Annotated in this window: 25 protein-coding genes; 7 read left to right on the forward strand and 18 right to left on the reverse strand. The window is 70.8% G+C overall.

Going from position 1 to position 24,792, the window contains the following annotated elements; translation table 11 throughout:
- Window positions 1-26: 26 nt before the first annotated feature.
- The 4 genes from ACGGCP_RS00825 to ACGGCP_RS00840 form a co-directional block, all read right to left on the reverse strand.
- The gene (locus ACGGCP_RS00825; RefSeq protein ID WP_392959170.1) at window positions 27-1,184 is read right to left on the reverse strand and encodes a right-handed parallel beta-helix repeat-containing protein; all 1,158 of its coding nucleotides are present in this window, start codon (window positions 1,182-1,184) and stop codon (window positions 27-29) included.
- Between the two features lie 160 nt (window positions 1,185-1,344).
- Complete coding sequence (locus ACGGCP_RS00830; protein ID WP_392959172.1) at window positions 1,345-2,655, reverse strand: glycosyltransferase; 1,311 nt, start codon at window positions 2,653-2,655, stop codon at window positions 1,345-1,347.
- The gene (locus ACGGCP_RS00835) at window positions 2,652-4,910 is read right to left on the reverse strand and encodes a glycoside hydrolase domain-containing protein (protein WP_392960404.1); all 2,259 of its coding nucleotides are present in this window, start codon (window positions 4,908-4,910) and stop codon (window positions 2,652-2,654) included. Before ACGGCP_RS00835 ends, ACGGCP_RS00830 begins: the two co-directional genes overlap by 4 nt.
- 113 nt (window positions 4,911-5,023) lie before the next feature.
- Window positions 5,024-5,632 carry a histidine phosphatase family protein gene (locus ACGGCP_RS00840; protein WP_392959175.1) on the reverse strand — a complete coding sequence of 203 codons (609 nt, stop codon included), beginning with the start codon at window positions 5,630-5,632 and terminating at the stop codon, window positions 5,024-5,026.
- A gap of 96 nt (window positions 5,633-5,728) precedes the next feature.
- Between ACGGCP_RS00840 and ACGGCP_RS00845 the strand changes: the two genes are divergently transcribed.
- The 3 genes from ACGGCP_RS00845 to ACGGCP_RS00855 all read left to right on the forward strand — a co-directional run bounded on the left by ACGGCP_RS00845 (window position 5,729) and on the right by ACGGCP_RS00855 (window position 8,500).
- Window positions 5,729-6,808 carry a hypothetical protein gene (locus tag ACGGCP_RS00845; RefSeq protein ID WP_392959178.1) on the forward strand — a complete coding sequence of 360 codons (1,080 nt, stop codon included), beginning with the start codon at window positions 5,729-5,731 and terminating at the stop codon, window positions 6,806-6,808.
- A gap of 84 nt (window positions 6,809-6,892) precedes the next feature.
- Entirely contained in the window at window positions 6,893-7,873 is a 981-nt protein-coding gene (locus ACGGCP_RS00850; protein ID WP_392959181.1) for an LD-carboxypeptidase, read from the forward strand.
- Window positions 7,874-7,960: 87 nt separating this feature from the next.
- A complete protein-coding gene (locus ACGGCP_RS00855; protein ID WP_392959184.1) occupies window positions 7,961-8,500 on the forward strand; it encodes a GNAT family N-acetyltransferase in 540 nt (179 codons plus the stop codon).
- A gap of 53 nt (window positions 8,501-8,553) precedes the next feature.
- Here the strand turns inward: ACGGCP_RS00855 and ACGGCP_RS00860 are convergent, their stop codons facing one another.
- Window positions 8,554-9,120 carry a dihydrofolate reductase family protein gene (locus tag ACGGCP_RS00860; RefSeq protein ID WP_392959187.1) on the reverse strand — a complete coding sequence of 189 codons (567 nt, stop codon included), beginning with the start codon at window positions 9,118-9,120 and terminating at the stop codon, window positions 8,554-8,556.
- A gap of 99 nt (window positions 9,121-9,219) precedes the next feature.
- Window positions 9,220-10,254 (reverse strand): endonuclease/exonuclease/phosphatase family protein, encoded by a 1,035-nt coding sequence (locus ACGGCP_RS00865; RefSeq protein WP_392959190.1) that lies wholly within the window; start codon window positions 10,252-10,254, stop codon window positions 9,220-9,222.
- 69 nt (window positions 10,255-10,323) lie between these two features.
- Here ACGGCP_RS00865 and ACGGCP_RS00870 point away from each other — a divergent pair, with 69 nt between their 5' ends.
- Window positions 10,324-11,067, forward strand: coding sequence for a DUF1963 domain-containing protein (locus tag ACGGCP_RS00870; RefSeq protein WP_392959193.1), 744 nt, complete (start codon window positions 10,324-10,326; stop codon window positions 11,065-11,067).
- On the opposite strand, the gene ACGGCP_RS00875 is transcribed toward ACGGCP_RS00870, so the two are convergent.
- Window positions 11,061-11,987 carry a phosphotransferase family protein gene (locus tag ACGGCP_RS00875; protein ID WP_392959196.1) on the reverse strand — a complete coding sequence of 309 codons (927 nt, stop codon included), beginning with the start codon at window positions 11,985-11,987 and terminating at the stop codon, window positions 11,061-11,063. The genes ACGGCP_RS00870 and ACGGCP_RS00875 overlap by 7 nt on opposite strands.
- Window positions 11,988-12,038: 51 nt before the next feature.
- Window positions 12,039-12,545: a hypothetical protein gene (locus ACGGCP_RS00880; protein WP_392959199.1), complete on the reverse strand. Its 507-nt coding sequence runs from the start codon at window positions 12,543-12,545 to the stop codon at window positions 12,039-12,041.
- A 197-nt stretch (window positions 12,546-12,742) separates the two neighbouring features.
- On the opposite strand from ACGGCP_RS00880, the gene ACGGCP_RS00885 reads away from it, so the two are divergent.
- The gene (locus ACGGCP_RS00885) at window positions 12,743-13,594 is read left to right on the forward strand and encodes a phosphotransferase family protein (protein WP_392959201.1); all 852 of its coding nucleotides are present in this window, start codon (window positions 12,743-12,745) and stop codon (window positions 13,592-13,594) included.
- 122 nt (window positions 13,595-13,716) lie between these two features.
- Here the strand turns inward: ACGGCP_RS00885 and ACGGCP_RS00890 are convergent, their stop codons facing one another.
- The 7 genes from ACGGCP_RS00890 to ACGGCP_RS00920 all read right to left on the reverse strand — a co-directional run bounded on the left by ACGGCP_RS00890 (window position 13,717) and on the right by ACGGCP_RS00920 (window position 20,883).
- Window positions 13,717-14,235: a hypothetical protein gene (locus tag ACGGCP_RS00890; protein ID WP_392959204.1), complete on the reverse strand. Its 519-nt coding sequence runs from the start codon at window positions 14,233-14,235 to the stop codon at window positions 13,717-13,719.
- Between the two features lie 103 nt (window positions 14,236-14,338).
- The gene (locus ACGGCP_RS00895; RefSeq protein WP_392959206.1) at window positions 14,339-15,556 is read right to left on the reverse strand and encodes a hypothetical protein; all 1,218 of its coding nucleotides are present in this window, start codon (window positions 15,554-15,556) and stop codon (window positions 14,339-14,341) included.
- A 457-nt stretch (window positions 15,557-16,013) separates the two neighbouring features.
- Window positions 16,014-16,667, reverse strand: a complete 654-nt coding sequence (locus ACGGCP_RS00900; RefSeq protein ID WP_392959209.1) for a response regulator — start codon at window positions 16,665-16,667, stop codon at window positions 16,014-16,016.
- Window positions 16,664-17,647: a sensor histidine kinase gene (locus ACGGCP_RS00905; protein ID WP_392960406.1), complete on the reverse strand. Its 984-nt coding sequence runs from the start codon at window positions 17,645-17,647 to the stop codon at window positions 16,664-16,666. The genes ACGGCP_RS00900 and ACGGCP_RS00905 overlap by 4 nt, the downstream gene beginning before the upstream one ends.
- Window positions 17,647-19,107 (reverse strand): serine hydrolase domain-containing protein, encoded by a 1,461-nt coding sequence (locus tag ACGGCP_RS00910; RefSeq protein ID WP_392959212.1) that lies wholly within the window; start codon window positions 19,105-19,107, stop codon window positions 17,647-17,649. Before ACGGCP_RS00910 ends, ACGGCP_RS00905 begins: the two co-directional genes overlap by 1 nt.
- Before the next feature lie 78 nt (window positions 19,108-19,185).
- Entirely contained in the window at window positions 19,186-20,133 is a 948-nt protein-coding gene (locus ACGGCP_RS00915) for a phosphotransferase (RefSeq protein ID WP_392959214.1), read from the reverse strand.
- Between the two features lie 174 nt (window positions 20,134-20,307).
- The gene (locus tag ACGGCP_RS00920; RefSeq protein WP_392959217.1) at window positions 20,308-20,883 is read right to left on the reverse strand and encodes a DUF664 domain-containing protein; all 576 of its coding nucleotides are present in this window, start codon (window positions 20,881-20,883) and stop codon (window positions 20,308-20,310) included.
- 217 nt (window positions 20,884-21,100) lie between these two features.
- Here ACGGCP_RS00920 and ACGGCP_RS00925 point away from each other — a divergent pair, with 217 nt between their 5' ends.
- Window positions 21,101-22,237: a Cmx/CmrA family chloramphenicol efflux MFS transporter gene (locus ACGGCP_RS00925; RefSeq protein ID WP_392959219.1), complete on the forward strand. Its 1,137-nt coding sequence runs from the start codon at window positions 21,101-21,103 to the stop codon at window positions 22,235-22,237.
- Here ACGGCP_RS00925 and ACGGCP_RS00930 read toward each other — a convergent pair.
- Window positions 22,227-22,820 carry a TetR/AcrR family transcriptional regulator gene (locus ACGGCP_RS00930; RefSeq protein WP_392959222.1) on the reverse strand — a complete coding sequence of 198 codons (594 nt, stop codon included), beginning with the start codon at window positions 22,818-22,820 and terminating at the stop codon, window positions 22,227-22,229. The two genes, ACGGCP_RS00925 and ACGGCP_RS00930, sit on opposite strands and share 11 nt — an antisense overlap.
- Before the next feature lie 60 nt (window positions 22,821-22,880).
- On the opposite strand from ACGGCP_RS00930, the gene ACGGCP_RS00935 reads away from it, so the two are divergent.
- Window positions 22,881-23,291 (forward strand): DUF6463 family protein, encoded by a 411-nt coding sequence (locus ACGGCP_RS00935; RefSeq protein WP_392959225.1) that lies wholly within the window; start codon window positions 22,881-22,883, stop codon window positions 23,289-23,291.
- Here ACGGCP_RS00935 and tsaD read toward each other — a convergent pair.
- Window positions 23,288-24,346, reverse strand: a complete 1,059-nt coding sequence (tsaD, locus tag ACGGCP_RS00940; RefSeq protein WP_392959228.1) for a tRNA (adenosine(37)-N6)-threonylcarbamoyltransferase complex transferase subunit TsaD — start codon at window positions 24,344-24,346, stop codon at window positions 23,288-23,290. The genes ACGGCP_RS00935 and tsaD overlap by 4 nt on opposite strands.
- The gene (gene rimI / locus ACGGCP_RS00945; protein ID WP_392959230.1) at window positions 24,343-24,786 is read right to left on the reverse strand and encodes a ribosomal protein S18-alanine N-acetyltransferase; all 444 of its coding nucleotides are present in this window, start codon (window positions 24,784-24,786) and stop codon (window positions 24,343-24,345) included. The genes tsaD and rimI overlap by 4 nt, the downstream gene beginning before the upstream one ends.
- Window positions 24,787-24,792: the final 6 nt, after the last annotated feature.

Raw genomic sequence — 24,792 nt, forward strand, 5'->3', positions numbered from 1 at the left:
AGCCCTTCCTTATACCTGTATGTCGCCTACAGGTATGTCATGGTCGCGCCGATCGCGGTCGATCCGGTCGTCAGGAAGCTGACGCTCGGGAGTTTGCCGCTGGAGCCGCGCGCCTTCGTCGGCTGCGCCGCGTCGGTCGACTTGAATTGCGGGACGCTCACGCCGGAGTCCCAGCTGTTCGCGGCCGAGACGGTGCGCGAGCCGAGCTTGTCGGCGGAGCCGCCGTCGACCGAGAGGTTGCGGGCGAGCCGCGCCGAGCCGGTCTGGAACCAGAAGCCGGAGCCCTCGTTCGACCAGGCCGTGTTCTTGTAGACCTGCATCTTGCCGGTGTTGGAGTTCTCGGTGAACCCGTTGGCGTTGTTGGACCAGGCGGCGTTGTTCGCCACGACGTGCGAGACCGCCTCATCGTCGCCGCCGAGCTTGAAGCCGTTGCCGTCGCCCTGCCAGTCCGGGTCGTCCCAGCGGTTGAAGCCGTTGCCCCACGCCCAGTTCGACTCCACGCGCACGGGCGAGGAGAAGGACCAGAAGTCGAGGCCGTCGTCGGCGTTCTCGTAGAGCCGGGCGCCGCGGATGACATTGCCGGAGCCGGAGCCAAACTTGACGGCGATGCCGTCGGCGTTCTCGCCGTTCGCGGCCGCGTCGTAGTTCCCGTACGAGTCGAGGTCCTCGACCAGATTGTTCACGGTGTTCTCGCCGCGGAGGTTGAACCCGGTGTCGCCGTTGTAGCGGGTCACGAGGTTGTCGAACACGCCTCCGGTGGAGGAGGTGACGACGACGCCGTGCGCCGGGGAGTTCTGGAACGTCATGTCGTGCACGTACCAGTAGGAGCCGTAGATGCCGGCGAGCCAGTCGCCGTCGGGGAGGTTCGAGCCGTCGACGGTGACGGCGCCGTTCCCGTACGGTTCCAGGGTGATCCGCGCGGAGGCGGTGCCCGAGTTCTGCGATTTCAATGTCGCGGACGGGTAGTAGGTGCCCGCCTTGACGCGGATGACCGTGCCCGCCTTCGCGTTCTTCACGGCCGCTTCGAGTTCGGCGTTCGTGTCGACGACGACGTCGGTGGCCGCGGCCGCCTCGTTCGCGCCGAAGCCGTACTGGAGGCCGATCCCTGCCACGCCCGCCGCGACGGCGACCGCTGCCGCGATCGCCGTACGCGTCCTGCGCTTCTTGCTATTCGGTGAGGACATGACGCCCTTTCCCTGATTGTGGTTGGTGGGTGCGGCGGAGCCGGGTTGCCGCACCGTCATGTGGTTGCCGCGGGCGCCCCGAAGGTTGCCGCGAAATCCGAAGATTTTTTGAAGAACTTCGGCCCGGCAGTGGAACCACAGGTCAGGGAGGTGATGCGCCTTAAGAGAAGGTGACGTGCGCGCCGACCGGGCGCGCGGCCGGGTCGTCGAGGAGCCCGGCGAAGAGGTTGTCGAAGACGGCGGCGCGGTCGAACCGCAGCGCGTACGCGCGGGCCCGCTCGGCCGCGGCCCCGCGTTCGGCCGGGCTCATGGCGAGCGCGCGGTCGAGGGCGGCCGCGAGCGCCGCCGGGTCGGAGTGCGGGACCTCGATCGCGGTGTCCCCCACGGCTTCGGGGATGCCGCCGGTGCGGGTGGTGATCACCGGTCCGCCGCCCGCGAGCATCTTCTCCACGAGCGCGATCCCGAACGTCTCGACGAACTCCGGGCGCGGCTTCGACGGCAGCGCGTACGCGGCGCAGCCGTTCATGAGCAGCGGCTTCTCCTCGTCGCCGACGTCGGTGAGGAACAGGATCCGCTCGTCGTCCCCGGCGAGGGCCCTCGTCTCGGCGTGCGCGGGGCCGTTCCCGGCGATCACGAGCCGGTGCGTGCGCGACGCGCCCGAAGCGCGGTAGGCGGCGATGAGGTCGTCCGCGCCCTTCGCGGCGGCGACACGGGAGAGGAAGAGGACGTAGCCGTCGCGGGTCAGTCCCCTTGCGGCCAGGGCGTTCTCGACTTTCAGCGGGTCGAGGTCGAGGTAGGCGCCCGCGTCCACGGCCGGGTAGGAGACCTCGACGCGGTCGGCGACCTCGTCCCTGAACCTCGTGCCGCACGCGAGGTCGACCTGCGCGGCCGACTCGAGGATGAGGTCGCGCGTGTACGCCGAGACGGCCACGCACCTGTCATGCGACAGGTATGCGGTGAACAGGGACGCGGCCGCGCCGATCGCGCCCTCGGCGATGCACGAGCGGACCACGTTCGTGATGTCCGAGCCGACGGCCTCGGCGATCGTCGTGACGTCCGCGTCGAGCCCCGAGGCGCGCACCGACCGCAGCGCCTCGGCGACCGCGTTCGCGTGCGGCGTCAGGTACATCGACATGCACACCGTGGGCACGCCGTCGGTGAAGAGCTCGAACAGCCGCCCGGCCAGGCCGAGCAGGTGGCGGCCCGTGGGGACCCGGTAGTCCCCCACGGGACCCGGCCGCTCCACGGTGATCCCCTCCGAGTACGGCAGGAGTTCCCCGAGCGGTTTGAGCGGCAGCCCCGCCGCCCGCAGCGCCTCGATCGGCCAGGTCACGATGCGCACGTCGTCGAAGCCGCGAGTGAGGGCGACTTCGGCGAGGCCGCGCGCCTCGGTGGCGTGGCCGCAGATGACCGGGTCCGCGCGGACCACGATGACGAGGCGGCGCTGCGGGCCGCGGGGCTGTGCGATCACGGTAGGAACTCCTGGAGTCGGGCCCCGCCGGCCCATTCGGGGCGCCGGTCGGAGGCGGACGGCGGGCGCATCTTCGTGGCCCAGTCGGAAGGTTCGGGTCCGAGCTCGATCTCCAGCCGCCCGCCGCCGTGCAGCTGGTTGCCGGTGAGGAACCCGTGGTCCAGCGGCTTGCCGTTGAAGCGCGCCGACTGGACGTACTGCGGTCGCGACCCGGCGGCGTCCTCGCCGATCCCGGACTCGACGTGGCCGTTGGTCACCAGCTCGAACCCGTTGCCGCCGAAGCGGAGTGCGGCGCCGCTGAACGCGGGCGCGTTGACCAGGAACAGGTTCTGGCCCGCGACCGGGAAGAGCCCCAGTGACGCCCATACGTACCAGGACGAGAGCGCCCCGGAGTCGTCGTTGCCGGGCAGGCCGCCGCGGCCCGTCCCGAACTGGTAGGAGAGCGCGGCGTGCACGACCTCGGCGGTGCGGTCGGGCCGCCCCGCGTAGTGGTAGGCCCAGGGGGCCTCCATGTCCGGTTCGTTGTTCAGGCCCTCGAATCGGTTGAGGTCCTGGCCGATCGCGAACTCGGAGCCGAACGGCGGCACGCCCAGCTGCATGACCGGGCCCGCGCCGAAGCCGAAGAACCGGTCGAGGATCGCGGTGAACGCCTTGTCGCCGCCCGCGAGCTTGATGCGGGCGGCCATGTCGTGCAGGAGCCGGAACGAGTAGTTCCAGCGCCCGCCCTCGTAGAAGCTCGAGTCGCGCAGGAGGCCGTCGCTGCCGAACGCGTTGACCCAGTTGAGGGCCTTCGCCTCCAGCTCGTCGGCGAGCCGGTGGTCGCCCAGGCCGCGCGCGACGATCGCCGTGCACCAGTAGCCGGTGGCGAGGTCGAGGGTGTGGCTGATCGGGTGCACGAGGCCCCGGTCGGTGTAGTCCTCGCCGTAGCCGCGCCGCAGGTCGTCCTGCATGTGGACGAGCGCCCAGTCCCATTCCAGGCCTTCGAGGCCCAGCTGGTAGCCGTCGGCGAGCACGGTGTGGGCGAGGGCCGAGGCCTGCCGGAAGAACCGGTCGGAGCCGCGCGACATGCGGTAGCCGATGGGGAGGTTCCCCTCCTCCTCGGCGATCTTCACCAGCGACTCGAGCATCGCCGCACCTTTGGCGGGGTCGAGGGCGGTGAGCAGCGGGAACTGGGTCTTGTACATGTCCCACATCGTCGCAATGTCGAACACGAAGGGGCCCTTGGAAGGCCAGAACGGGCTCTCGTCCTCGGCGAAGCACGGCTTGATCAGCGAGTGGTAGAGGCCCGTGGCGAACACGGTGCGGCGTTCGGGCGTGCCGCCGTCCACTTCGACCTGCGAGGCGTACCCGGCCCAGGCGTCGTGGGTCTGGGCGCGCACCCGCTCGAAGCCGTTCTCGAACCCGCCGGGCAGGTTGGCCTCCAGGTTGCGGCGGGCCTGGTCGGTGCCGCGCATCGAGAAGCCCATGCGGATCTCGACGGTCTGGCCCGCGCGGGCCGGGCCCATGAACATGAGGCCGAACGGGCGCAGCGTGGTGCGGCGGATGTAGTCGAAGTCGAGGCGGGTGCCGCCGTCGACGCGGCGGCGGTCGTACCAGACGAGCTGGCGCCAGGCCTTCGGCGTGTCCGAGTCGATGTAGACCGAGAGCGGGATGCCCTCCATGACCACCGTGCCCTGCGCGCAGCCCTGGCCGAGGCTCTCGAGCCCGGCGCGGAGGGGGACGGTGGTGCCGTGCTCGATCGCGAGCCCGCCGTACGAGAAGTCGAGGACGACGCGCGCCGAGGACGCCTCGGGGAAGGTGTAGCGGTGCACGGCGGTCTTCTCGCCGACGGTGAGCTCGCAGCGGATGCCGTTCTCCAAGGTCGCGGCGTAGTAGCCGGGCTCGGCGGTCTCGTCCTGGAGCTTCCAGCGGGTGCCGAGCGCGTCGAGCGGCTCGATCATCGGCGTGACCCGGAAGTAGTTGTAGTACTTGCGGATCGCGCCGGTCCCGGACTGCTGGAAGTGGGTGAAGCCGCTGGCGAGGTAGTCGTCGTAGAGGGGCGCGGGGGCGCCCTCGGTCGACATGCCGTAGCGGCCGTAGCCGGTGGGGTAGGCCCCGGAGCACGCGCAGGCCGAGACCATCCCGAGCGGGTAGCAGGCGCCGGGGTGGGTGTTGCCGACCTGGGCTTTCGGCCACCACCAAGCGGCGGCCAGCCCCTGCGCCGCGGGCAGATCGGCCGGTTCGGTGCCGATGAAGGGGTCTACTGAGTCCAATATGCGACCGAGATTAGATGTCATGCGTCACATCCTCGTTACAGCTGGATGAACGCGCAAGCGTAGACGTGCACTTCGTCTAAAATTCGCTGCTGCGCAACGCGAAACATGAGTCGCTAACCGGGCCGGTGGTCGGTCTCCAGGCCCGCCAAGTGCCCGGTCAGGGCGATCGCTGTAGGGCGCAGATCCTGGATCACCGTGATCGCGCCCGAGGGCACCCCTTCCCGGATCAGCTCCTCCGGCACCGCCGCGTCGCCCAGGAGCGTCCGCAGCAGGTCCACCGTCACGCCGCCGTGGCAGGCCACCGCGACCGGCCCGCCCGCCCCGGCTCCAGTCGCAGCCGCGCTCTCCGCCTCCCGCTCGACCAGGAACTCCCGGAACCTGGCACCGGCCGCCCGCGACGAGTCGCCGCAGACCGGCGTGAAGTCCCGGTCCGCGCTCGCCCGCACCCAGTCGGCGAAGAACGCCTCCGCCGACACGCTCCCGTCCCAGTTCATCCGCTCCCTCACCCGGGCGTCGACCAGCACCGGCAGGCCCGCCGCCGCCGCGACCGGCGCGGCGGTCTCCCGCGCCCGCAGCTGCGGACTCGCGTACACCGCCCGCAACCCCTTGTCCCGCAGCCACTGCGCCGCCAGCGCCGCCTGCTCCCGGCCCCGCGCCGTCAGGCCCGGATCGCCCGGCGCCCGCTCCTTCTCGCCGTGCTGCACCACGTACACGATTCCCATCGTCGCAGCGTAGCGGCGGGGGTAAGGCTGGCCCCACCTTTTATTCGGCGGCCAACGTCAATGTGCCGCAACGCGGTTCGCCATAACGTCGTATCCATGAACGAGACCCCCGTGAACGCCCCGGTCAGCCCCGCCGCGCGCCACCGCCGCGCCTCCCTGACCGCGCAAGCCGCCGCGTCCGGCGCCGCCCTCACCGCCGGCGGCCGCCGCTGGCACCGCCCGCTCCTGGTCCTCGGCATCGCATGCGGCGTCGTCGCCCTCGCCTCGCTCCTCGCGATCCCCTTCGACGACCGCACCATCCAGGGCGAGAACGTCTGGATCAAAGCCTTCAAGTTCGGCTTCTCCTTCTTCACCTACTGCCTGAGCCTGGCCTGGCTGCTCTCCCACATGACGAAGCTGCGCCGCACCGGCTGGGCCTTCGGGACCCTCTTCGCCGTCATCAGCGCCGCCGAGGTCGCCGTGATCGTCGCCGCGGCCGCCCGCGGCGAGTACAGCCACTTCAACGCCTCCGAGGACGCGTTCAACCAGGTCGTGCAGCTCGCGTTCCAGTTCGTGCCGGTCATGTTCCTCGCGAACCTGGTCATCGCGGTGATCGTCCTGTTCCAGCGCATCGGCGACAAGGCCGTCACGGCGGTCGTCCGCTGGGGCCTGCTGCTGTCGTCGCTCGGGATGTTCGCCGCGTTCTTCATCGTCACCGTCGGCGGCCAGGGCCAGCGCACCGCCGTGGACGCCAACGGGAACGAGGTCCCGCTCAACGCCGGGCACGGCGTCGGCGACCTCGACGGCAACGGCATGTTCCTCACCGGCTGGTCCACCACGGGCGGCGACATGCGCGTCCCGCACTTCATCGGCCTGCACGGCATCCAGGTCCTCATCGGCGTCGCGATGCTCCTCGGGTTCCTCGCGGTCCGCCGCGCCTGGCTGCGCGACGAGCGGGTCCGCGCCGCCGTCGTCCGCTGGCTCGCCCTCGGCTACCTGGGGGTCTTCGCGACCGCCGTCGTCCAGGCGGTCCGCGGCCAGTCGTTCGTCGCTCCCGACGCGGCCTCCCTCGCCGGATACGCCGCCTCGGTCCTCCTCGCGGCCGCCGGGATCGCGCTGGCGGTCCGCAAGGCCCGCAACGCAGCTCCGGCCGTCGACGCCGCCGAGCTCCCCGAGCCCGCGCTCCAGATCCGATAACGCTTGCACTCAGGCATTGCACCGGGGCCGTCCCAGCCGTAGGCTGTGGGCGGCCCCGCACCCGTCCCGTTGGAGGCAGACCACATGGAAACCTTGCGCCCCAAGCGACTCCACCCCGGCGACACCGTCGCGATCGCCGCCCCCTCGGGCCCGGCGCTGCCGCAGCGGCGCGGCCAGCTCGACCGGGCCGTCGCCGAGATCGAGGCGATGGGCTTCAAGGTGCGGCTCTCCAAGCTCGTCGAGGCCGGCGACTTCCACTTCTGGCGCTCGGCCCCGCCGGAGGTGCAGGCCGCCGAGCTGAATGGCCTGCTCAACGACCCCGAGGTGCGCGCGATCGTCCCGTTCTCAGGCGGGAACGCCACCACCGCCTACCTCGACCGCATCGACTACGACGCCGTCCGCCGCGACCCTAAGCCGCTCCTCGGCTTCAGCGACATCACCGCCCTCCACCTGGCGATCCACTCGCAGACCGGTCTCGTCGGCTTCCACGCCGACTTCGCCGCGATCGGCTTCGGCGAGACCTGGGGGACCGCCGCCCCCGAACGCCGCGACGCGCTCCGGGCGCTCTACCGGGGCCTGCTCACCGGCGAGCTCCCCGAGGCCGACCTCCCGGCCGAGACCGACTGGGAGACATGGAAGCCCGGCAAGGCGACCGGGCCCCTCCTGGGCGGCCTGCTCGACCGGCTCATCAACGTCCAGGCCTCCCCGTACGCGCTCGCGCCCGAGGCCTGGGACCGCGCGGTGTTCTTCTGGGAGGACGTGGGCCGCAACATCGGCCACGTGTGGAACCAGCTGCACGTCCTGCGCATGCAGGGGGTCTTCGACCGGGTCGGCGCGATGGTGGTGGGCATCCCCTCGCAGATCTCCGACCGCGACCTGCCGGACGGCACGACCGCGAACGTGAAGGACATCGTGCTCGACGTCCTCGGCGACTACCGTTTCCCAGTCCTCGCGGGAGTCGACTTCGGACATACCGGTCCCAACCTGCCTATGCCTATCGGGACGCTCGCCGAGGTCGACGCCACCGCCCGCACCCTGCGGCTCCTGGAGTCCCCGGTCGACTAGACGGTTCTTGCACAGACGGGTTGCTCCGGCAATTCACCGCGCGTCAATGGTTGATTTCCTGTGGACCTTCGGGCACGGTTGGTAGACATGAGGATCCGAACGGCAACCCCCGCAGACGCCGATGAGATGGTTCAAGCCCGCACCGCCGCTTGGCGTGCGGCCTACGCCGGCCTGGTCGACGCCGAAGTGCTCGCAGGGCTCCCCGAAGAGGCCTCCGAACGCTACGTGCGCCACCTCGCCGAGCACCGCGACCTCGAACTGACGCTCGTGGCCGAGAAGGGCCCGTACGTCATCGGGTTCGGCGTGTTCACTTGGGACCGAACCGAGGCGACCGACGAGGACGCCGGTCCCGGCGTCCCCGGCGAGGTGCGGATGCTCTACGTCCACCCCGACCACTGGAGCCGGGGCGCGGGCCGGGCCCTCATGCGCGAAGGGGAGCGCTGGCTCGCCGAGCAGGGGCTGTTGCCGGTGCGGGTGTGGGAGCTCGAAGGGAACCCGGTCAGCCACCGCTTCTACACGCGGTACGGCTTCGTCCCCGACGGCGAGCGCAAGACCGAGACGATCGGCGGCGCCGAACTGCCGTGCGCGCGGCTGACCCTCCCGAAGGACCACCGCCCCGACGACTGAGCCCGGGCAGCGTTATGGGCCGGAATCGCTTCCGGCCCATGGCACTTCATGCACTACTTGATGACGTCGAAGACCTGCTTCTGGATGCCGTTCTTGTACACCTCGTGCTCGACGAGGTCGAGCAGCGTGGCGTCCTTGTCGGCGGTGCTGAACAGACGCTTCCCGGCCCCGAGGAGCTTGGGGAAGACCAGCAGGTGGTAGCGGTCGACGAGCCCGGCGTCGGCGAGGCCGTGCCCGAGCTCGGCGCTGCCGTGCACCGAGATGGGGCCGCCCTCGGTCTCCTTCAGCGCGGCGACGTCGTCGAGCGAGCGGAGGATCGTGGCGGGCCAGCGCTCGTCCTGCTCCTCCAGGGTCGTCGACACGACGTACCGGGGCATCGCGTTGTACCCGGCGAACTCGTCGACCATGGTGGGCCACACGGGCGCGAACGCCTCGTAGGACCTGCGGCCGAGCAGCAGCGCCCCGGCCTCGTTCTGCTCGCGCTCCTTCAGCTCGTAGGCCTCGGGCAGGAACTCGATGTCCTTGAACGTCCAGCCGGTGTTGCGGTACCCGGCCTCCCCGCCGGGGGCCTCCATGACGCCGTCGAGGGAGACGAACGCGGTGACGATGAGCTGGCGCATGATGCGGGCCTTCCTTCAGTGAACGCTTGTTGCTTCCACTCACTATGACGAGGCGTCCCGGCGGGATTCATCGCAAGCGCGAAAAAACTTTCCGGTCCGCTACTGGAGCCGGAGGCGGGCCACGACCGGGGCGTGGTCGCTGCCCGCGTCGTCGAGGACCTCCCAGTCGAGCACTTCGATGCCCTCCTCGGCGATGACGTGGTCGAGCGTGACGGCGGGGATCTTGACCAGGCCGTTCAGGTAGCCGCCGGTCGGCTGCCAGGTGGCGTCGAGCCCTTCGCCCATGGCCTCGGCGGCGTCGGTGTACCCCGAGTCGAGCAGTTCGCGCATGTTCTCGTGGTCGAGGGTGGCGTTGAAGTCTCCGGCGATGACCCACGGCAGGCCGCCGTCGGGGCGCGGCAGCTGCTCGAAGTCCTCCTCCCACAAGGGGATGCGCTCGGCTGAGGCGGGCGCGGCCGGGTGGGCGGCCATGAAGCGGATGTCGGTGCCTTCGGGCATGTCGATTTCGGCGGCGATCTGGTAGAAGATCGCGTCGCGCCCCACGGTCTCGATGCGCTCGAGCGGGTAGCGCGAGTACAGGCCGGTCCCGATCGCGAGGTCGTCCGGTTCGAGGATCGAGTAGGGCATGATCTCGTCCAGGCCGCGCTCGGTGAACGCGTCGGGGGAGCCGGGGGTCAGCTCCTGGACGCTGAGCAGGTCGGGCTGGTGCTCCTCGACCAGTTCCATGATGTAGTCGAAGTTCGCGTTGCCCACATAGAGGTTGACGGACATGACCGTGAGCTCGGCGCCGCCAGCGGTTGGCTGGTCGTCGGCGACGGCCCTGGGCACGAGCACGGCCGCGAGCGCAATAGCAGTCGCGGCGGTGATCCCGGCGGCGAGCCAGTGCCGGACGACGGCCTGCACACCGGCGCCGACGATCGCGGCGACCACGAAGTACGGCACGAACGCCACCGTGGTGACCAGCAGGAACCCGGTCTCGAGGCCGAAGAGGCGGACCGCCCCGTACGTGACGACCCCGGCCGTCCCGAGCCAGGACAGGACGCGCAGCCACCGCCGCCGGTACCACGGCGTCTTCGCCGCCGCCGGCTCGTCGTCCCGCTCGACCGCCATGAGGGCCACAGTGTCTTCACTCATGCGCCGGGAGCCTACTGGCCCGCTGCCATTACCCTGGCCGCCGACCCCGACACCCGCGAGGAGCTTGCGTTGCAATCGGACCGGTTTGACGAGTGGCGCGCTCTCTGGCGCGATTCGATCGCGCTGCGGCGCGCCGACGGCCGGTCCCCGGTCGTGGCCTCAGTGGCAGGACGGCCCGCGCTTCCCCCGGAGGTCGAGTGGCCGCGCGACGAATACGAGCGGCCGCTGCAGTACCTGATGGCTTTGGACCTGGCGGCGCTGCCGCGCATCGGCATCGACCTGCCGGGCAAGGGCGCGCTGCTGTTCTTCATCGACGACGAGCACGAGGCCCCGGTCGTCATGCACTTCGAGGACACCGGCGGTCACCAGCTCCGGGACTGCCCGGAGGACTTCGAGCGGACGACACGGGAGCGGATCGACCTCATGGCCGTGATCGAGCCGAGCCGGCCGGGGTCGGACCACCCGTACCTCACCGCTTGGCCGGAGGGCCACTTCGCGGGCCTCGACAAGGTCCTCGCCACCGAGATCGACCATCCGGAACCGCCGAACGAAGGCGACCACCGCATCGGCGGCCACCACGCGTTCGGCATCCAGTACGACTTCCCCTGCGCGCCGACCTCGACGCTCCCGGACCTTCCCGGCACTCCGGACCCGGAAGCGCTCGACCTGCCGATCCTCTTGGCCCGCATGGACTACGACCCCGACGCCGGGATGGGCTGGGGCGACTGCGGCAGTGCGGAGTGGACCATCGGGCGCGACGACCTGGCGGCACGCCGCTTCGACCGGGTCGAGTTCTCGTGGAGCTGCTACTGATCGAGGGAAAGGAGCTCGGCGGCCGTCGCAGGCGCTTCGGGCATGGCCCGGAGGCGGTCGAGCATGAGGTCGAGTTCGGGCTTGCGCGACCCGCTGACGTAGAAGGACGCCGAGCGCAGACCGGCGACGACCATGTAGCACCGCAGCCGCTCGAGCTCCTCCGGCGAGGGCTCGACCGGCAGGGCGGCCCGGGCCTGCGGGAGCATGACGGGCCAGGCGGCGCTCCAGAACAGCTGGTAGGCGACGTCCCAGAGCGGGTCGCCGATCATGGCGCCCTCCCAGTCGATGACGCCGACTTCGCCTGTCGCCGAGACGATCAGGTTGTCGGCGCTGTAGTCGCCGTGCACGAGCCGCCCGAAGTCGGGGAGCGCGTCGGCCTCGGCGAGCACCGCCGCTGACGCGGTCTCGAGGAACTCGCGGTCGGCCTGCTCCGCGACTGCGTCCCAGGTGCGCGGGACGCCCCAGGCGACCGCGCTCGACCAGGTCGGGCCCCGGCCGTTACCGGTGGCCGGGTCGATCCCGCCATAGCCTTCGGTGCCGCCCAAGGGCGTCGCGTTGATCCGCCGCAGCGCCTCGGCGACGGCCGGAGCCGCTGCTGCGACCGCCGGGCCGTCCAGGTCGCAGAGCCGCTCGCCTTCGAGCCGCGTGCTCACGCAGAACCAGGCCTCGCCGATCGCGCCGACAGCGACGACCTCGGGAACCGTGACGCCTTGGCCCGGCAGGATTTTCGCGGCCCACGCGTCCAGGTCGAAACCCTCCCGGCGCAGGTTCACGCGGACCACGACCTGCCGCCCGTCGGCGACGGCCCGGTAGGCCTGCGAGTTCTCGCCCTCGGTGATGGCCTCCCATTCGGTGACCGCGCCGATTTCCTCGGCGATCCGTTCGCGGGCCGAGGCGGCGTCGATCCGGGGTTTCCACATGACCGCAGGCTAAGACCCGGTCCTGCTCCACGGCAACCGAATTGACCGACGCTACTCGATGCCCATCTGTTTCAACCACTCCTGGAACCGTCGATCGTCCTCTTTGGATGCGGCGCGGAGCGCGGGAACGTCTTGCGGCGGCCGCAGCCCGAAGGTCTGGTCGAGCCAGGCGACGTACTCGTCGTGGGCGTCGCTGTGCCGCTCCACGAAATCCGGTTCGAGCATTTCATTGTCGATGGTGAGCAGCTGGAACAGCTCGCGCAAGTGCTGCGCGACGATGAAGAGGTCGCCTTCGTCGCCGATGAACGCGACGGGCAGGGCGGCCAGGTCGGCCCGGTCGTCGCACCGCCAGAACGCGTAGCTGGAGCCGCTGCCGGTGGCCTGCGCGAACGGGATGAACCGGCTCGTGAACCCGGGGTCCTCGGACCAGGTGGCGAGCCCGACGTCCGCGCCGTAGTCGATCAGCTCGAACCCGTCCGAGTAGTAGAACCGGCCGATCCGGTCCTGGAACGCCTTGAGCCGGTTGAGCTCTGGAACGGGCGAGTAGGCGTCACTCACGGGTCCTCCTTGCGGGGCGGGCGGCCTGCTGCCGCGATGCTAGCCGGTGGGTGCGACATCCGTTCCGCACTGACCGCTCACCAGGCGATACGTCCGGACGAAGGACAAGGAACCTCCTTGGGAACAGCTCAGCGCCCCAACGTACCCGAGCGGGAATCGGGGTGCACCCGGCTCCGGCGCGCCCTAAGCTCGCACGGATGAAGGACCCACTCGACGCCCTCGACCAGCGCCAGCGATCACTCCTCGCGGCCTGGCTCCCCGACATCGCGATCGAAGCCGACATGAGCTGGGACCTCGTCGGCACCGTCGTCCTGCGGGCCAAGGCGGGCGACCGGCTCGTCGTCGTCAAGGCGGCGGGCCCCGACGATCCTCACCTGCTGCGGGAGATCCACGCGCACCGCGAATGGACCGGGCCGTGGACCCGCACCGGCCGCGCCCCGCGCCTGCTGCACGCCGACCCCGGTGCCCGACTCATCGTCACCGAGTACCTCCCCGGCACCCTGGTGCGCGACACCCCCGCAGCCGCTGATCCGGCCCTCTACGCGCAGGCCGGTGAACTCCTGCGCGTCTTCCACGACCAAGCGGCCGTCGACGACCCCGACTACGAGGCGCGCATGGACGCCAAGGCGCTGGCCTGGCTTGACGGCACGCACCGGATCGAGCCCGAGACCACCGAGCAGCTGCGCGCCATGGTCCGGTCCTGGTCGCCTGAACCGGTGACCTGCGTTCCGACCCACGGCGACTGGCAGACCCGCAACTGGCTCAATGACAACGGGATCGTCCGCGTCATCGACTTCGGCCGAACCGACTTGCGTCCGGCGATCGAGGACTTCGCGCGCTTGGCGGTCCAGGAGTTCCGCTGGCATCCGGGCACGGAGGACGCGTTCCTCACCGGCTACGGCACCGACCCGCGGCGACCCGGCGCCTGGTTCCGCCAGCGCGTCCGCTCCGCGATCAGCACGGCCTGCTGGGCCTACTCGGTGCGTGCCGAGGACTTCGAAGCCCAAGGGCACAGGATGATCGCCGACGTCCTCGCCGAAACCGACTGACCCGACCGCCGCTCCGAAGGGGGCCGGTATCAGGGGATGCGTGAGCGGCCTGAAGCTGCCGGTGCGGGCCCCGGCATCGCAGCCGCCCGCAGGCGCGCGCCGATCGCGATGTCCTTGCCGCATCAGCCCATGGTCAGGCGGATGATCGCCGTGCCGTCGGCGACATAAAGAAGTTCGAGGGCGAGCTCGCCGTCCGCTGGTTCCGGTCCGGGCGGTTCGCCGTCGAAGCCGCCGTAGCAGGACGAGCTGGAGCTGTTCGCCGACATGTAGGAGACGCAGTAGCCGCCCGAGATCGAGGTCGTGCCGGTGCCGCCCGAGTCGTCTTCGCGGGAGACCTCGATGCCGTCTTCGGTCACGTCCGTGATGGTCAAGGTGAAATCGTCGTACTCGAAGACGGTTCCATCGGTGACTTCGACTTCGCAACGGCTGGTGCAGTTCTGGTAGTCGGTGCCGTCGGCGGCCACGGGCGGCGGTTCCTCGGTCAGGGACGGTGCGGCAGTGCTGGCGGCGGCTCCGTTCTCGCTGCTTGCCGGGTCGCTCGGGGAGTCGGGCCCGTCCGGCTCGGTGGCGCAGCCGGTCAGCGCGAGCGCGGTGAGCAGTGCGGCTGGGAAGCGCCGGTAGCGCGGGTCGATGCGGGACATGCTGCGACGGTAGGCGTCTGCGTTCGGGACCGGTCCCGGACACAGACGCCTACCGGGCGCGACGGTTCGGCCGCGCCGGGGTCGGCGACGAGCCGCTCGCCTGCTAGAGCCAGCCCCAGCAGATCGTGTAGGAGAGTTCAGGGAAGTCCGGCATCTCCTGGTAGTGCCAACCCCAGCCGTTGCACCAGCTTTCGGGGTCGTCGAGGATCTCATTGGTTCGCCCGGTGATGTAGACGTTGCCGTCATCGCAGTCGGACACGAACTCGAAGTACGTGTAGTCGCTGTTCATCGACATGCAGTCGTCGATCTCGGCGTAGCCTGCGTCGCCGCCGGGGTAGATGATCGAGAGGCACAGCGTCACGTCCAGGTAGGTCTGGCTTGTGGTGTAGGCGAGGCCGTAGGAGTAGTAGGTGGAGTCGCTGCACGCGCCGGTGCTCGATTCGGACTCGAGGCGTTCGATGACTCTGAACGCGCCGTCCTGGCAGTCGATGATGTTCCAGGGACTGTCCGGTGTGGATGAACCGTAGACGCATTCGTCGACCTGGGCGTGGTAGGCGTCGTCGCCCACGATCGCGGTGTAGCTCAGGCAGAGCACCCGGTTGGCCGCGGTGGACGAGACTGCGCTGCTCGCGAGCGGGAGGTTGTCGCAGGAAGTCAGGTCCGAGGTGCCTTCGACGATCTCGATCGTCTCGAAGGTGCCCGCACCGCAGGTGGTGGCCTCGAGGTCGGGGGTGGTCTCGTCGCCGTAGTCGTAGAAGCAGTCGCCCACCACGGCGTCGGCCACCGGGTCCGCCACGGCGGCCTCGGTGGGGTCGGAGGAGTCGGTGGCGGTGTCGGTCTCGGCGTCGCCGCCGGTGCTGGTCGCGGAGTTGTCCGAGCCGCCGGAGTCGTCGTTGCCGCCGAGGCCGTAGACGAGTCCGACGACTCCCAGTCCGATCACCAGCGTGATCCCCAGGGCGATGCCGACCCAGCCGACAGCGGTGATCCCCGACTGCTGCGGCGGGACCGGAGCGTACTGGGGCGGCATGGGGCCGTACTGAGGTGGCGCGGCGCCGTACTGGGGAGCCCCGACGGTCGGGTAGGGGCCGGGCGGCGGGAATCCGGTGGAGTGGGTCGTCTCCGGGCCGGGGGTGTAGTTGAAGTTCGGCGCGGCGTTCGGCTCGGGCGCGGTGCCGGGGTACGGGTCGGGCTGTGCGGGGGGATACCCCGCGCCGCCAGGCTGGCTCGGGTACGCCGGCGGCTGTGCAGGCGGATAGCTTGGACCGCCTGGCTGGCTCGGCTGGGCACCAGGGTTGGGGTTATAGGAGGCGTAGGGGTCCATGACGCCAGTTTGCCAAGCTGAGGCAAGTGCGCTGGATCTCGCTCCTCGCAGGACCGGCTCCCGTGGTCCCGCCAAGCCTCGTTCCCTACGGGACCGGTCCCTGCGGTCCCGCCAAGCCTCGCTCCCTGAGGAACCGGCACCCGCGGTCGGGGTGCGATTCGGGACGCACTGGCCCGTACCCGGACCTGGAGCCGCGCACTGTACCTGGTCCTGGCCCGTGCCCGGTCCCGGCCTGCACCCCATGGCCTGTACCCGGCCCTGGGTCGCGCACCGACTCGTACCCGGCCCGGGGCCGCGCACCGACCCATACCGAGTCCGGGCTGCGCACCGGCCCGCGCCCGGTGTCTTGGGATGCGCGCCGGTCCTTCCCGGCCCGAGGCTACGCACCGGTCCGTGCCCGACCCTGGCCTGCGCACCCGACCCCGGCCTGCGAGCCGACTCCTGGCTCAGTCGTGGCTTAGTCGCCCACGAGGCCCGCTTCGTAGGCCGTGATGGCCGCTTGGACGCGGTTCTTCGCGCCGAGGCGGGTGAGGATCGTGCTCACGTGGCCCTTCACGGTCCCCTCCGAGAGGTGCAGCTGTTTCGCTATGTCGTGGTTGGATTCTCCTTTCCCTATGAGGGCCAAGACGTCTCGTTCCCTAGGCGTCAAGGCCTCGATGCGTTCGCGGGCGGGTGCGGTGCGGTCGAGCTGGCCGTGGTTGAGCTTGTTGATGACCCGCTGGGCGATTCTCGGCGAGAGGTAGGCGGCGCCGTCGGCGACGGCTTTCACGCCGATGATGAGCTCGCGCGGGTCGGCGGCCTTCAGCATGAAGCCGCTCGCGCCGTGCGAGAGTGCTTGGGCCACATACGCGTCCTCGTCGAACGTCGTCAGCATGACCACGGCGACCTCGGGCATGGTCCTGCGCAGCTCGGCGGCGGCCGCGAGGCCGTCGAGCTTCGGCATGCGGATGTCGAGCATCGCGACGTCCGGCCGGTGGGTGCGGGCGAGTTCGACCGCCTCGGCGCCGTCGGACGCCTCGGCCACGATCGCGATGCCGGGATCCGTTGCGAGGATGGCGGCGACGCCGGCGCGGATCATCGCCTCGTCGTCGGCGAGCAGTACGCGGATCATCGGTTCCCCTGCCATGTCGCATCGATCTTGGCGTTCTCGAACGGCACCTCGGCCCGCACCTCGAAGCCGCCCTCCACCGGGCCCGCCCGGAATGCGCCGCCCAACAGCCGGACCCGCTCTTCCAGACCGACCAGCCCGCTGCCCTTCCCGGACTGGACCTCGACGTGCCTGCCGCTGTTGCGGACCGACACCGTGGCGACCGCGTCGGCGACCCCGACCACGACCGCCACCTCAGCGCCTGGCGCGTACCTCGCGGCGTTCGTCAGCGACTCCTGGACCACCCGGTGGACGGTCTTCGCCGCCAACGGCGGCAGCGGGGTCTCGTCGGTTTCGAGCGTGACCCGCATGCCCGCCTCTGCGGCGCGCCCGACCAGTACCTCGACCGATTCGTCGAGCGGCTCGGCCGGGGCCGGTTCGTCCCTCAGGATGCCGATCGTCTCGCGGAGGCGGTCGGTGGCGTCGACCGCGTTGTGCCGCAGCGCGGCCGCCGCCTGCCGGTTCTCCTCGGACAGGTCCGGCGAGAGTTCGAGCGCGCCCGCGCGCAGGGCGATCAGGGCGAGCTCGTGGCCGAGCGAGTCGTGCATGTCGGTGGCGATCCGGGCCCGCTCCTGCGCCCTGGCCCGGCCCGCGATGAGCTCGCGTTCGCGTTCGAGCCGCTTGACGCGGTCCGCGCCGGCGGCGATCAAGTCGGCCTGCTGCCGCCGGAAGCGGCCGATCAGCCACGGCAGCACCACGAAGAAGCCGAACGTGAGCAGGGTGTTGAACGGATCGCGTTCGGAGAAGTAGCCGAGCACTACACCGAGACTCGCGACCGCGCCGAGGATCCACCAGGCGTAGCGGACGGTCAGTCGCCAGCCGTAGAGGTATGCCGCGACGGCCACCAGGATGAGGACCCCTTGTCTCGCCATCGGCACAGCGAAGGTCGCCACCCCGTCGACGAGGCCCAGCACCGCGATGGCCGCCAGCAGCATCCCTTTCATCACGCGGCCGAGCCTACCGACCGCAGCCTGATGAGACGTGCGATCACGACCGCCGCACCAGCCAGTGCGCCGATGAACAGCGTGACCGTGAACGGCAGGGCGAAGTACAGCGTGCCCTGCCAGGTGACCGTGCGACCGCCCGAGATGAGCGACACGAGCGACGGGTAGGCGAGGAACAGCGCCACCGGGGCGAGCGCCGGGAGCAGGCGGAGGCCGATACGCCAGGCGGGCCGGCCCGCGCGCTTCTGCGCCCAGCGGCGCGACCGCACGACCGCGATGACGCCCAAGGCGATCGCCGCGACCGACAGGACCGCCAGCACGAGTTCGAACAGCTGCCGACCGTTGCCCGGCTCGGGCGGGGTCTCGCCTCCGACCAGGGCGGAGAGCCCTTCGAGGGTCGACCATGCGATGTCGGTCAGGCCCGCGCCGTTCGTCATCGCGGCGATGCCGTAGCCGGTCTCGGGGTCGATCCACTCGACGGCGTTGAAGGTGCTGAGGTTCCCCGAGTGAGCCAGGGTGCCGTCGGACTCGACGGACCAGCCCATGCCGTAGTCCTGGATCTCAGTGGGAGTGTGCATCGCCGCCAATCCCTCTTCCGAGACCAGTTGCGTGCCTTGGCCGTTCTGGCTGATGAGCCATTGCCCCATGTCGGCGGCGCTGGTGATGATGCCGCCCGAACCCGAGTTGTCGAGGAATCCGGGTTCCTCCTCGCGCGGGATCCACGCGCCGAACAATGAGTTGTAGCCGAGCGCGGGGTCGACGATCTCGTCCCGGGTGGCGCTGTGCTCCATGCCGAGCGGCGCGAAGACGCGCTCCTGCATGAACTCCTCGAAGGGCTGGCCGCTCGCGACTTCGACCAGCCGCGCGGCGACGTTGAAGTTCGGGTTGGCGTACTCCCAGGAGGTGCCGGGGTCGGCGGCGAGCTGGTCGTCCGCGAGCCGGGACACGTAGTCCTCGAGGGAGGCGGCGTCGTCGAGTTCGACGATGTCGATCGTGGTGTCGGAGAACCCGGAGGTCTGGTTCAGGAGCTGGCGGACCGTGATCTCGGCGGCCCGCTCGTCGGCCATCGCGAACTCGGGGAGCTGCGCGGCCACGGGCTCGTCGAGGGCGATCGCGCCCTCCTCGGCGAGGACCATGACGGCCATCGCGGTGAACGACTTGGAGACCGATGCGACACGGAACGGCGTGTCCGCGGTGACCTCGTCGCCGTTGGAGTCGTGGCCGTACCCGGCGGCGTGCACGATCTCGTCGCCTCGGGTCACGACAACGGAGAGCCCGGGCACGCCGGAGGCCTCGTACAGGTCGGACACGTACTCGTCGATCGCCTCCGGGGTCACCTCGGCAGCGGGCGCTGCGGAGGCGGGGGCGGCGAATGCCAAGGCGGCGAGGGCGACTGCGGTGGCGGCGAAGCCTTTCGCGAGTCGTGTCCGGCGGGGGTGGTGCGGTGGTTTCGGGTGCATATTTGAAGGCTATGGATTTCCGGGAGTCCGGACCTCTGCCGAATGTCCGAACCTACCCCTGACGAAAGTCAGGGGTCGCTAGTCGCGGACGTCCCGGTTCGCGAGGTACCCGAGCCAGCTGTGGCACTCGTCGACATGGCGGAGCCCCAGGTAGGGGGCCGCCCACACGATGAATCCGGCCGCTTCGACGAGCCCCGCGAGGTCGAACGCGAGCGGGAGCAGCTCGAGTTCGGCCAGCGACAGCGGCCGGACCTCCTGGTACCCCGCGAGCGCGGACACCGCGACGGCGTCGGGAAGCCTGCGGTCCGGCTGCTCCTCGGCCGCGTACAGGAGGAGCCTGGCGATGTCGAGGACGAGCGGCCCGCGGTTCAGCTCGTCGAAGTCGAGCACCGCGGTCACTCGGTCGCCCGCGACGAGGAGGTTCTGCCGGTGGAGGTCGTGATGCAGCGGGCCTGCAGGCTGGGCGGCGAGGAGCGTCAGGTCGTCGGTGTGGCGGCCGAGAAAGCGGCGGGTCTCCTCGCGCCAGGCGTCGGCCCCTTCGAGGTCGACGTCGCTCGTCAGCGCCGTCTCGAGGACGCCGAGACGGTCGATGACCGGGACGCGGTCGTCGGCCCAATCCGCTGTGGCCGTGTGCATCTGCGCGAGCAGGGCCCCGGCCTGACGCGCGAGGTCCGGCGTCATCGCGGGCGGGACCTCGCCGGAGACGAAGGGGAACACCGCGATCGGCTTGCCCGCCACGAGCGCAAACAGCTCGCCGTTGTCGGCCGTGAACGGCGCGGGCGTCGGGAAGCCGACGCTCGCGAGGTGCGCGACGAGGTCGAGTTCCGCCGCGACCTTGGCGGGAGCGGAACGCACGTACTCACGCACGACCACGTCCCCCCGATCGGCGGCGACCCGCGCGTTGATGTTGTCCTCGCCGCCGAGCAGCGGCACCGGCCCGCCGCGGGCTTCAAGGCCGAAGCGCGCCAGGAACACGGGCAGGTCGAGCCGAAGCTCGCCGTTGGGCCAGATCGAGTCGCCGGTCATGCCGACAGCATCCCGAGAGCAGGCACCGAGAGCAAGCGGATAAAGCACATGGCGGAGGCGATGCCCCGATACCGAGCGCGCCGTCCTTCGCCGAGCGGCAGGACCGCGATCGATGCGCCGCTCCCGTCGCCCGGCAGGCGTCCGACCGTTCCAACCACACCCGACGACGAGCGCCTAGCCGCCCGAACCGCTCACCGGCCTCCAGCCCGCGGGCGGGTCCTCGCCCACCCGGCCGTCGACCGCCTCGCGCAGCAGGTCCGCGTGACCCGCGTGGCGGCCGTACTCCTCCACCAGGTCGAACACCACCCGCCGGACGCTCAGGTGCCCGCGCCCCGGCCACTCCAGATGCGCGGGCTGGTCGAGCCCGCCCTCCTCCAGGATCGCGGCGAGCCGCTCCCGCGAACGCGCCACCGCGCCGTCCCACAGGCCGTACAGGTGCTCCGGCGAGTCCTCCGCGGCCGAACTGAACTCCCAGCGGTCCGTGTCGTCGAACAGGCTCTCGTCCCACTCCGGCCCCGGCGCGCGGCCGCGCAACTTCCAGTTGAACGTCACGTCCTCAACGCGCGCAAGGTGCTTCAACAGCCCGCCCAGCGTCAGCGCCGACGCCCCGATCCGCGTGTTCAACCCCGCCGAATCGAGGTCGTCGGCCTTCCAGCGGAACGTCACCCGCAGCCGGTCGAGCGCCCCGACCAGGTGCGCCTCCTCGGTCCCCGCCAGCGGCGGCTCCCACCAGTACTCGTTCACGTCCATGCCGCTCACCGTAGACCGCACCCACGACAATCCGCGCCAAATGCGATTGCGCCCGCCGCGCCCGGGCGCATACAGTCCCCGCATGGTGAATCCGGAATCGGACACGGCAGGGGCTGCCGGTCACCCGCCAGCCCCCTGAACCACCAGGTGCATACCGGGGCGCTGGCCGCGGTGACGAGACGTATCCACAGATCGCTCGACACCACGGAGAAACCCGATGCCGCTACCCGTCTACCTGCTCGCCCTAGCCGTCTTCACCATGGGCACCTCGGAGTTCATGCTCGCCGGACTCCTCCCCGACATCGCCGCAGACCTCGGCGTCCCCGTCAGCACCGCGGGCCTCCTCACCACCGCGTTCGCCGCAGGGCTCGCCGTCGGCGCGCCGCTCGCCGCCGCGCTCGCCCGGCGCTGGCCGACCCGCCCGACGCTGCTCGCGTTCCTCAGCCTGTTCCTGGCCGCGCACGTCTGGGGCGCGGTCACCGAGGACTTCGCGGTCCTGTTCGCGACCCGGATCGTCGCCGCCTTCGCGAACGCGGGGTTCCTCGCCGTCGCCCTCACCGCCACCGCCGCATTGGTCGCACAGGACCAGAAGGGACGCGCGCTCTCAGTCCTCTTGGGCGGCACGACGATCGCCACGATCGCCGGAGTCCCCGGCGGCGCCCTCCTCGGCGCGCTCACCGACTGGCGCGCCACGTTCTGGGCCGTCGCACTGCTCTGCGTCCCGGCCGCCCTCGGCCTGCTCAAGGGCCTCCCGAGCACGCCTGAAACGGACGGGCCGCGACTGCGGACCGAGCTCACCGCGCTGCGGCAGCCCCGCCTCATCCTCGTGATGTGCCTGGGCGCGCTCGTGAACGCCGCGACGTTCGGCGCGTTCACCTACATCGCGCCCGTCGTCACCGGCACCGCCGGACTCGGAGCACTGTGGGTCCCGGTCGTCCTCGTCCTGTTCGGGGCAGGCTCGTTCACCGGCGTCACCGTCGCCGGGCGGTTCTCGGACCGCCGACCCGGCAGGACCATCGCGATCGCAGGGCCGCTCCTGCTCCTCGGCTGGTGCGCCCTCGCCCTCGGGGCCGCCCACCCCGCCGCCCTGCTGCCGCTCGCGTTCACCCAGGGCGCGTTGGCGTTCGCCGTCGGCAGCACCCTGATCGCACGCGTCCTCTACGAAGCGGCGGACGCGCCGACCATGGCAGGGTCCTACGCCACCGCCGCCCTCAACGTCGGGGCCGCAGCCGGACCGGTCCTCGCGGGGTTCGCGCTGGCCGCTGGCGCGACGGGCCCGCTGTGGGCCGCCGCCGTGCTCGTCGCGGCGGCGCTGCTGCTCGCCGTGCCGGGCCGCCGGGTCTTCACCGGGTAGCGGTCAGGATGTCGGCGACCGCCGCCGCCGTGGTCCGCACGAGTTCGGGCAGGGTGCGGCGGTCGCCGATGAGGATGAGGAGCCAGTAGAAGATCGGGCCGAGCAGCAGGGCGTGAACGATCGCGGGGTCCGGCGGCGCGCCCAGTTCGCCGCGTTCGACGGCCCGCGCCAGCACCGTGTCGATCACGAACCGCTCGCGCTCGATGAACGTCCCGGTGAACCGCTCCCCGAGCCCCTTGTCGCCGTGGATGTCGGCGAGCAGCCCGTGCAGGACGTCCGGCGGCGCGGTGGAGAGCTGCCCGGCGATGACCTCGCAGATCGCTATCAGGTCGCCGCGCAGCGAGCCCGAGTCGGGCGGCGGCTGCTCCTCCATGTCGTGCACGGTGGCCGCGAAGATCATCTCCTGCTTGGTCGCGAACCGCCGGTAGATCGCGGCCTTCCCCACGCCCGCACGCGAAGCCACGGCGTCGACGGTGAGTCCCTTGTATCCGCGCTCGGACAGGACCGCCCGCGTCGCGGCGGCGATGGAGTGATCGATCTGGCTGTCCCGGGGCCGCCCCACGGGTTGCTTCGCTTCCGGCATGGCCTTAGGATACGGAACCAAGAGTATTGAAACTATCAGTTCCGTAATTAAGGGGTCGTCATGATCAAATGGGCCGGACGGATCTTCGTCTTCCTCGGCATCGGCCACACCGTGCTCAGCCTCGCGCTGGTCGCCCCGGAACACGCCGCCACCTGGTTCAGCGCGGGCCTGTGGTCCCCCGAGGAAGGCATCATCGCGATGAGCCCCGCCATGTCCGCCTACTGGCTCAGCATCGGCGGCTTCGGCGTCCCCCTCCTCGCATTCGGCCTGCTGACCCTGTGGATGGACCGCCGCGGCCTCGTGCCGCCCGCCTTCCTCGGCTGGATCCTCCTGGCCTGGGCGGCGGCGAACACCGCGATCCTGGTGGTCTCCCCCTGGATCCTCGCGGTCGCCGCCGCGATCCTCTACCTCGCGGGGGTCCGCCGCGCGAACAGCGCGGCACCCGAACCGGTTGCAGCCCAGGCGGTCTAGAGCCGGTTGGCGAGGCTCACGATCTCCACGTCCATCGAGGAGCTCGCGGGGAAGTCGATGATCGAAGGGGCCACGCCGGCGGAGACGAGGTGCGAGCCGAGGGCGGCGACCATGGCACCGTTGTCGGTGCACAGCTTGGGGCGCGGGTAGCGGAGGTTGATGCCTGCGTCCTCGGCGCGTTCGACCGCGAGGGTGCGCAGGCGCGAGTTCGCGGCGACGCCGCCGCCGAGGAGGATCGTGTTGACGCCGTGCTCCTTGGCGGCGAGGATCGCCTTCTGGGTGAGCACGTCGCAGACCGCCTCCTGGAACGCGGCGGCCACGTCGTTGACGGGCACGTTGTTGCCTTCGGCGCGCTGCGCCTCGATCCAGCGGGCGACGGCGGTCTTCAAGCCGGAGAAGGAGAAGTCGTAGCGGTGGCGCTCCATGTCCTTCGCGGCGGTGAGCCCGCGCGGGAACCGCACGAACGCGCGGTCGCCTTCCTTGGCGGCCTTGTCGATGTACGGGCCGCCGGGGAACGGGAGGCCGAGCAGGCGCGCGACCTTGTCGAAGGCCTCGCCCGCGGCGTCGTCGATGCTCGCGCCCAGCTGCGTGACCTTGCCCGCGAGGTCCTCGACCATCAAGATCGAGGAGTGGCCGCCCGAGACGAGCAGGCCGATCGCGGGCTCGGGGATCGGGCCGTTCTCCAACGTGTCGACGGCGATGTGCGCGCTGAGGTGGTTGACGCCGTAGAGCGGGACGCCCGTGGCGATCGAGTAGGCCTTCGCCGCGCCGACGCCGACCATGAGCGCCCCGGCGAGGCCGGGACCGGCGGTGACGGCGATGCCGTCGAGGTCGTTCAATGTCAGCCCGGCGTCGTCCAGGGCCCGCTGCACCGTGGGCACCATGGCCTCAAGGTGCGCGCGGCTCGCGACCTCGGGCACGACGCCGCCGAAGCGGGCGTGCTCGTCGACCGACGACGCCACCGCGTCGGCCAGCAGCTCGTGGCCGCGCACGATCCCGACACCGGTCTCGTCGCACGAGGTCTCGATGCCCATCACCACAGGGTTGTTCTTCACAGGTCCATCCTCATCACGGCGGCATCCGTGCCGGTGTGCTGGTAGTAGTTCTTGCGCACCCCGATGCCGTAGAAACCGTACCCGTCGTACAGCCGCTGGGCCGGGACGTTGTCGACGGCGACCTCCAGGTACACCGACTGCACCTGGTGCGCTCTCGCCCTCGCGAGCAGGTCGTCCATGAGCATCCGCGCGACGCCCCGGCGGCGGGCCTCGGCGGCGACGGCGATGTTGTTGAGCCACATCTCGTCCCCGTGCGTCGCGGTGCCCGCGTAGCCGAGGACGCGGTCGCCGTCGAAGACCGCGCGGTAGTCGTTCCCGGCCGAGAGCTCGGTCCACAGCAGGCCCTCGCTCCAGGCCTCGGGCCCGAAGATCGCGGTCTCCATCTCGGCGACGGCGGGCAGGTGCCACCATCGCAGCCGGTCGATCCGCAAGTCGTTCATCACCGC

The organism is Glycomyces sp. NPDC048151 (assembly GCF_043202775.1).
Classification (GTDB): Bacteria; Actinomycetota; Actinomycetes; order Mycobacteriales; family Micromonosporaceae; genus Glycomyces.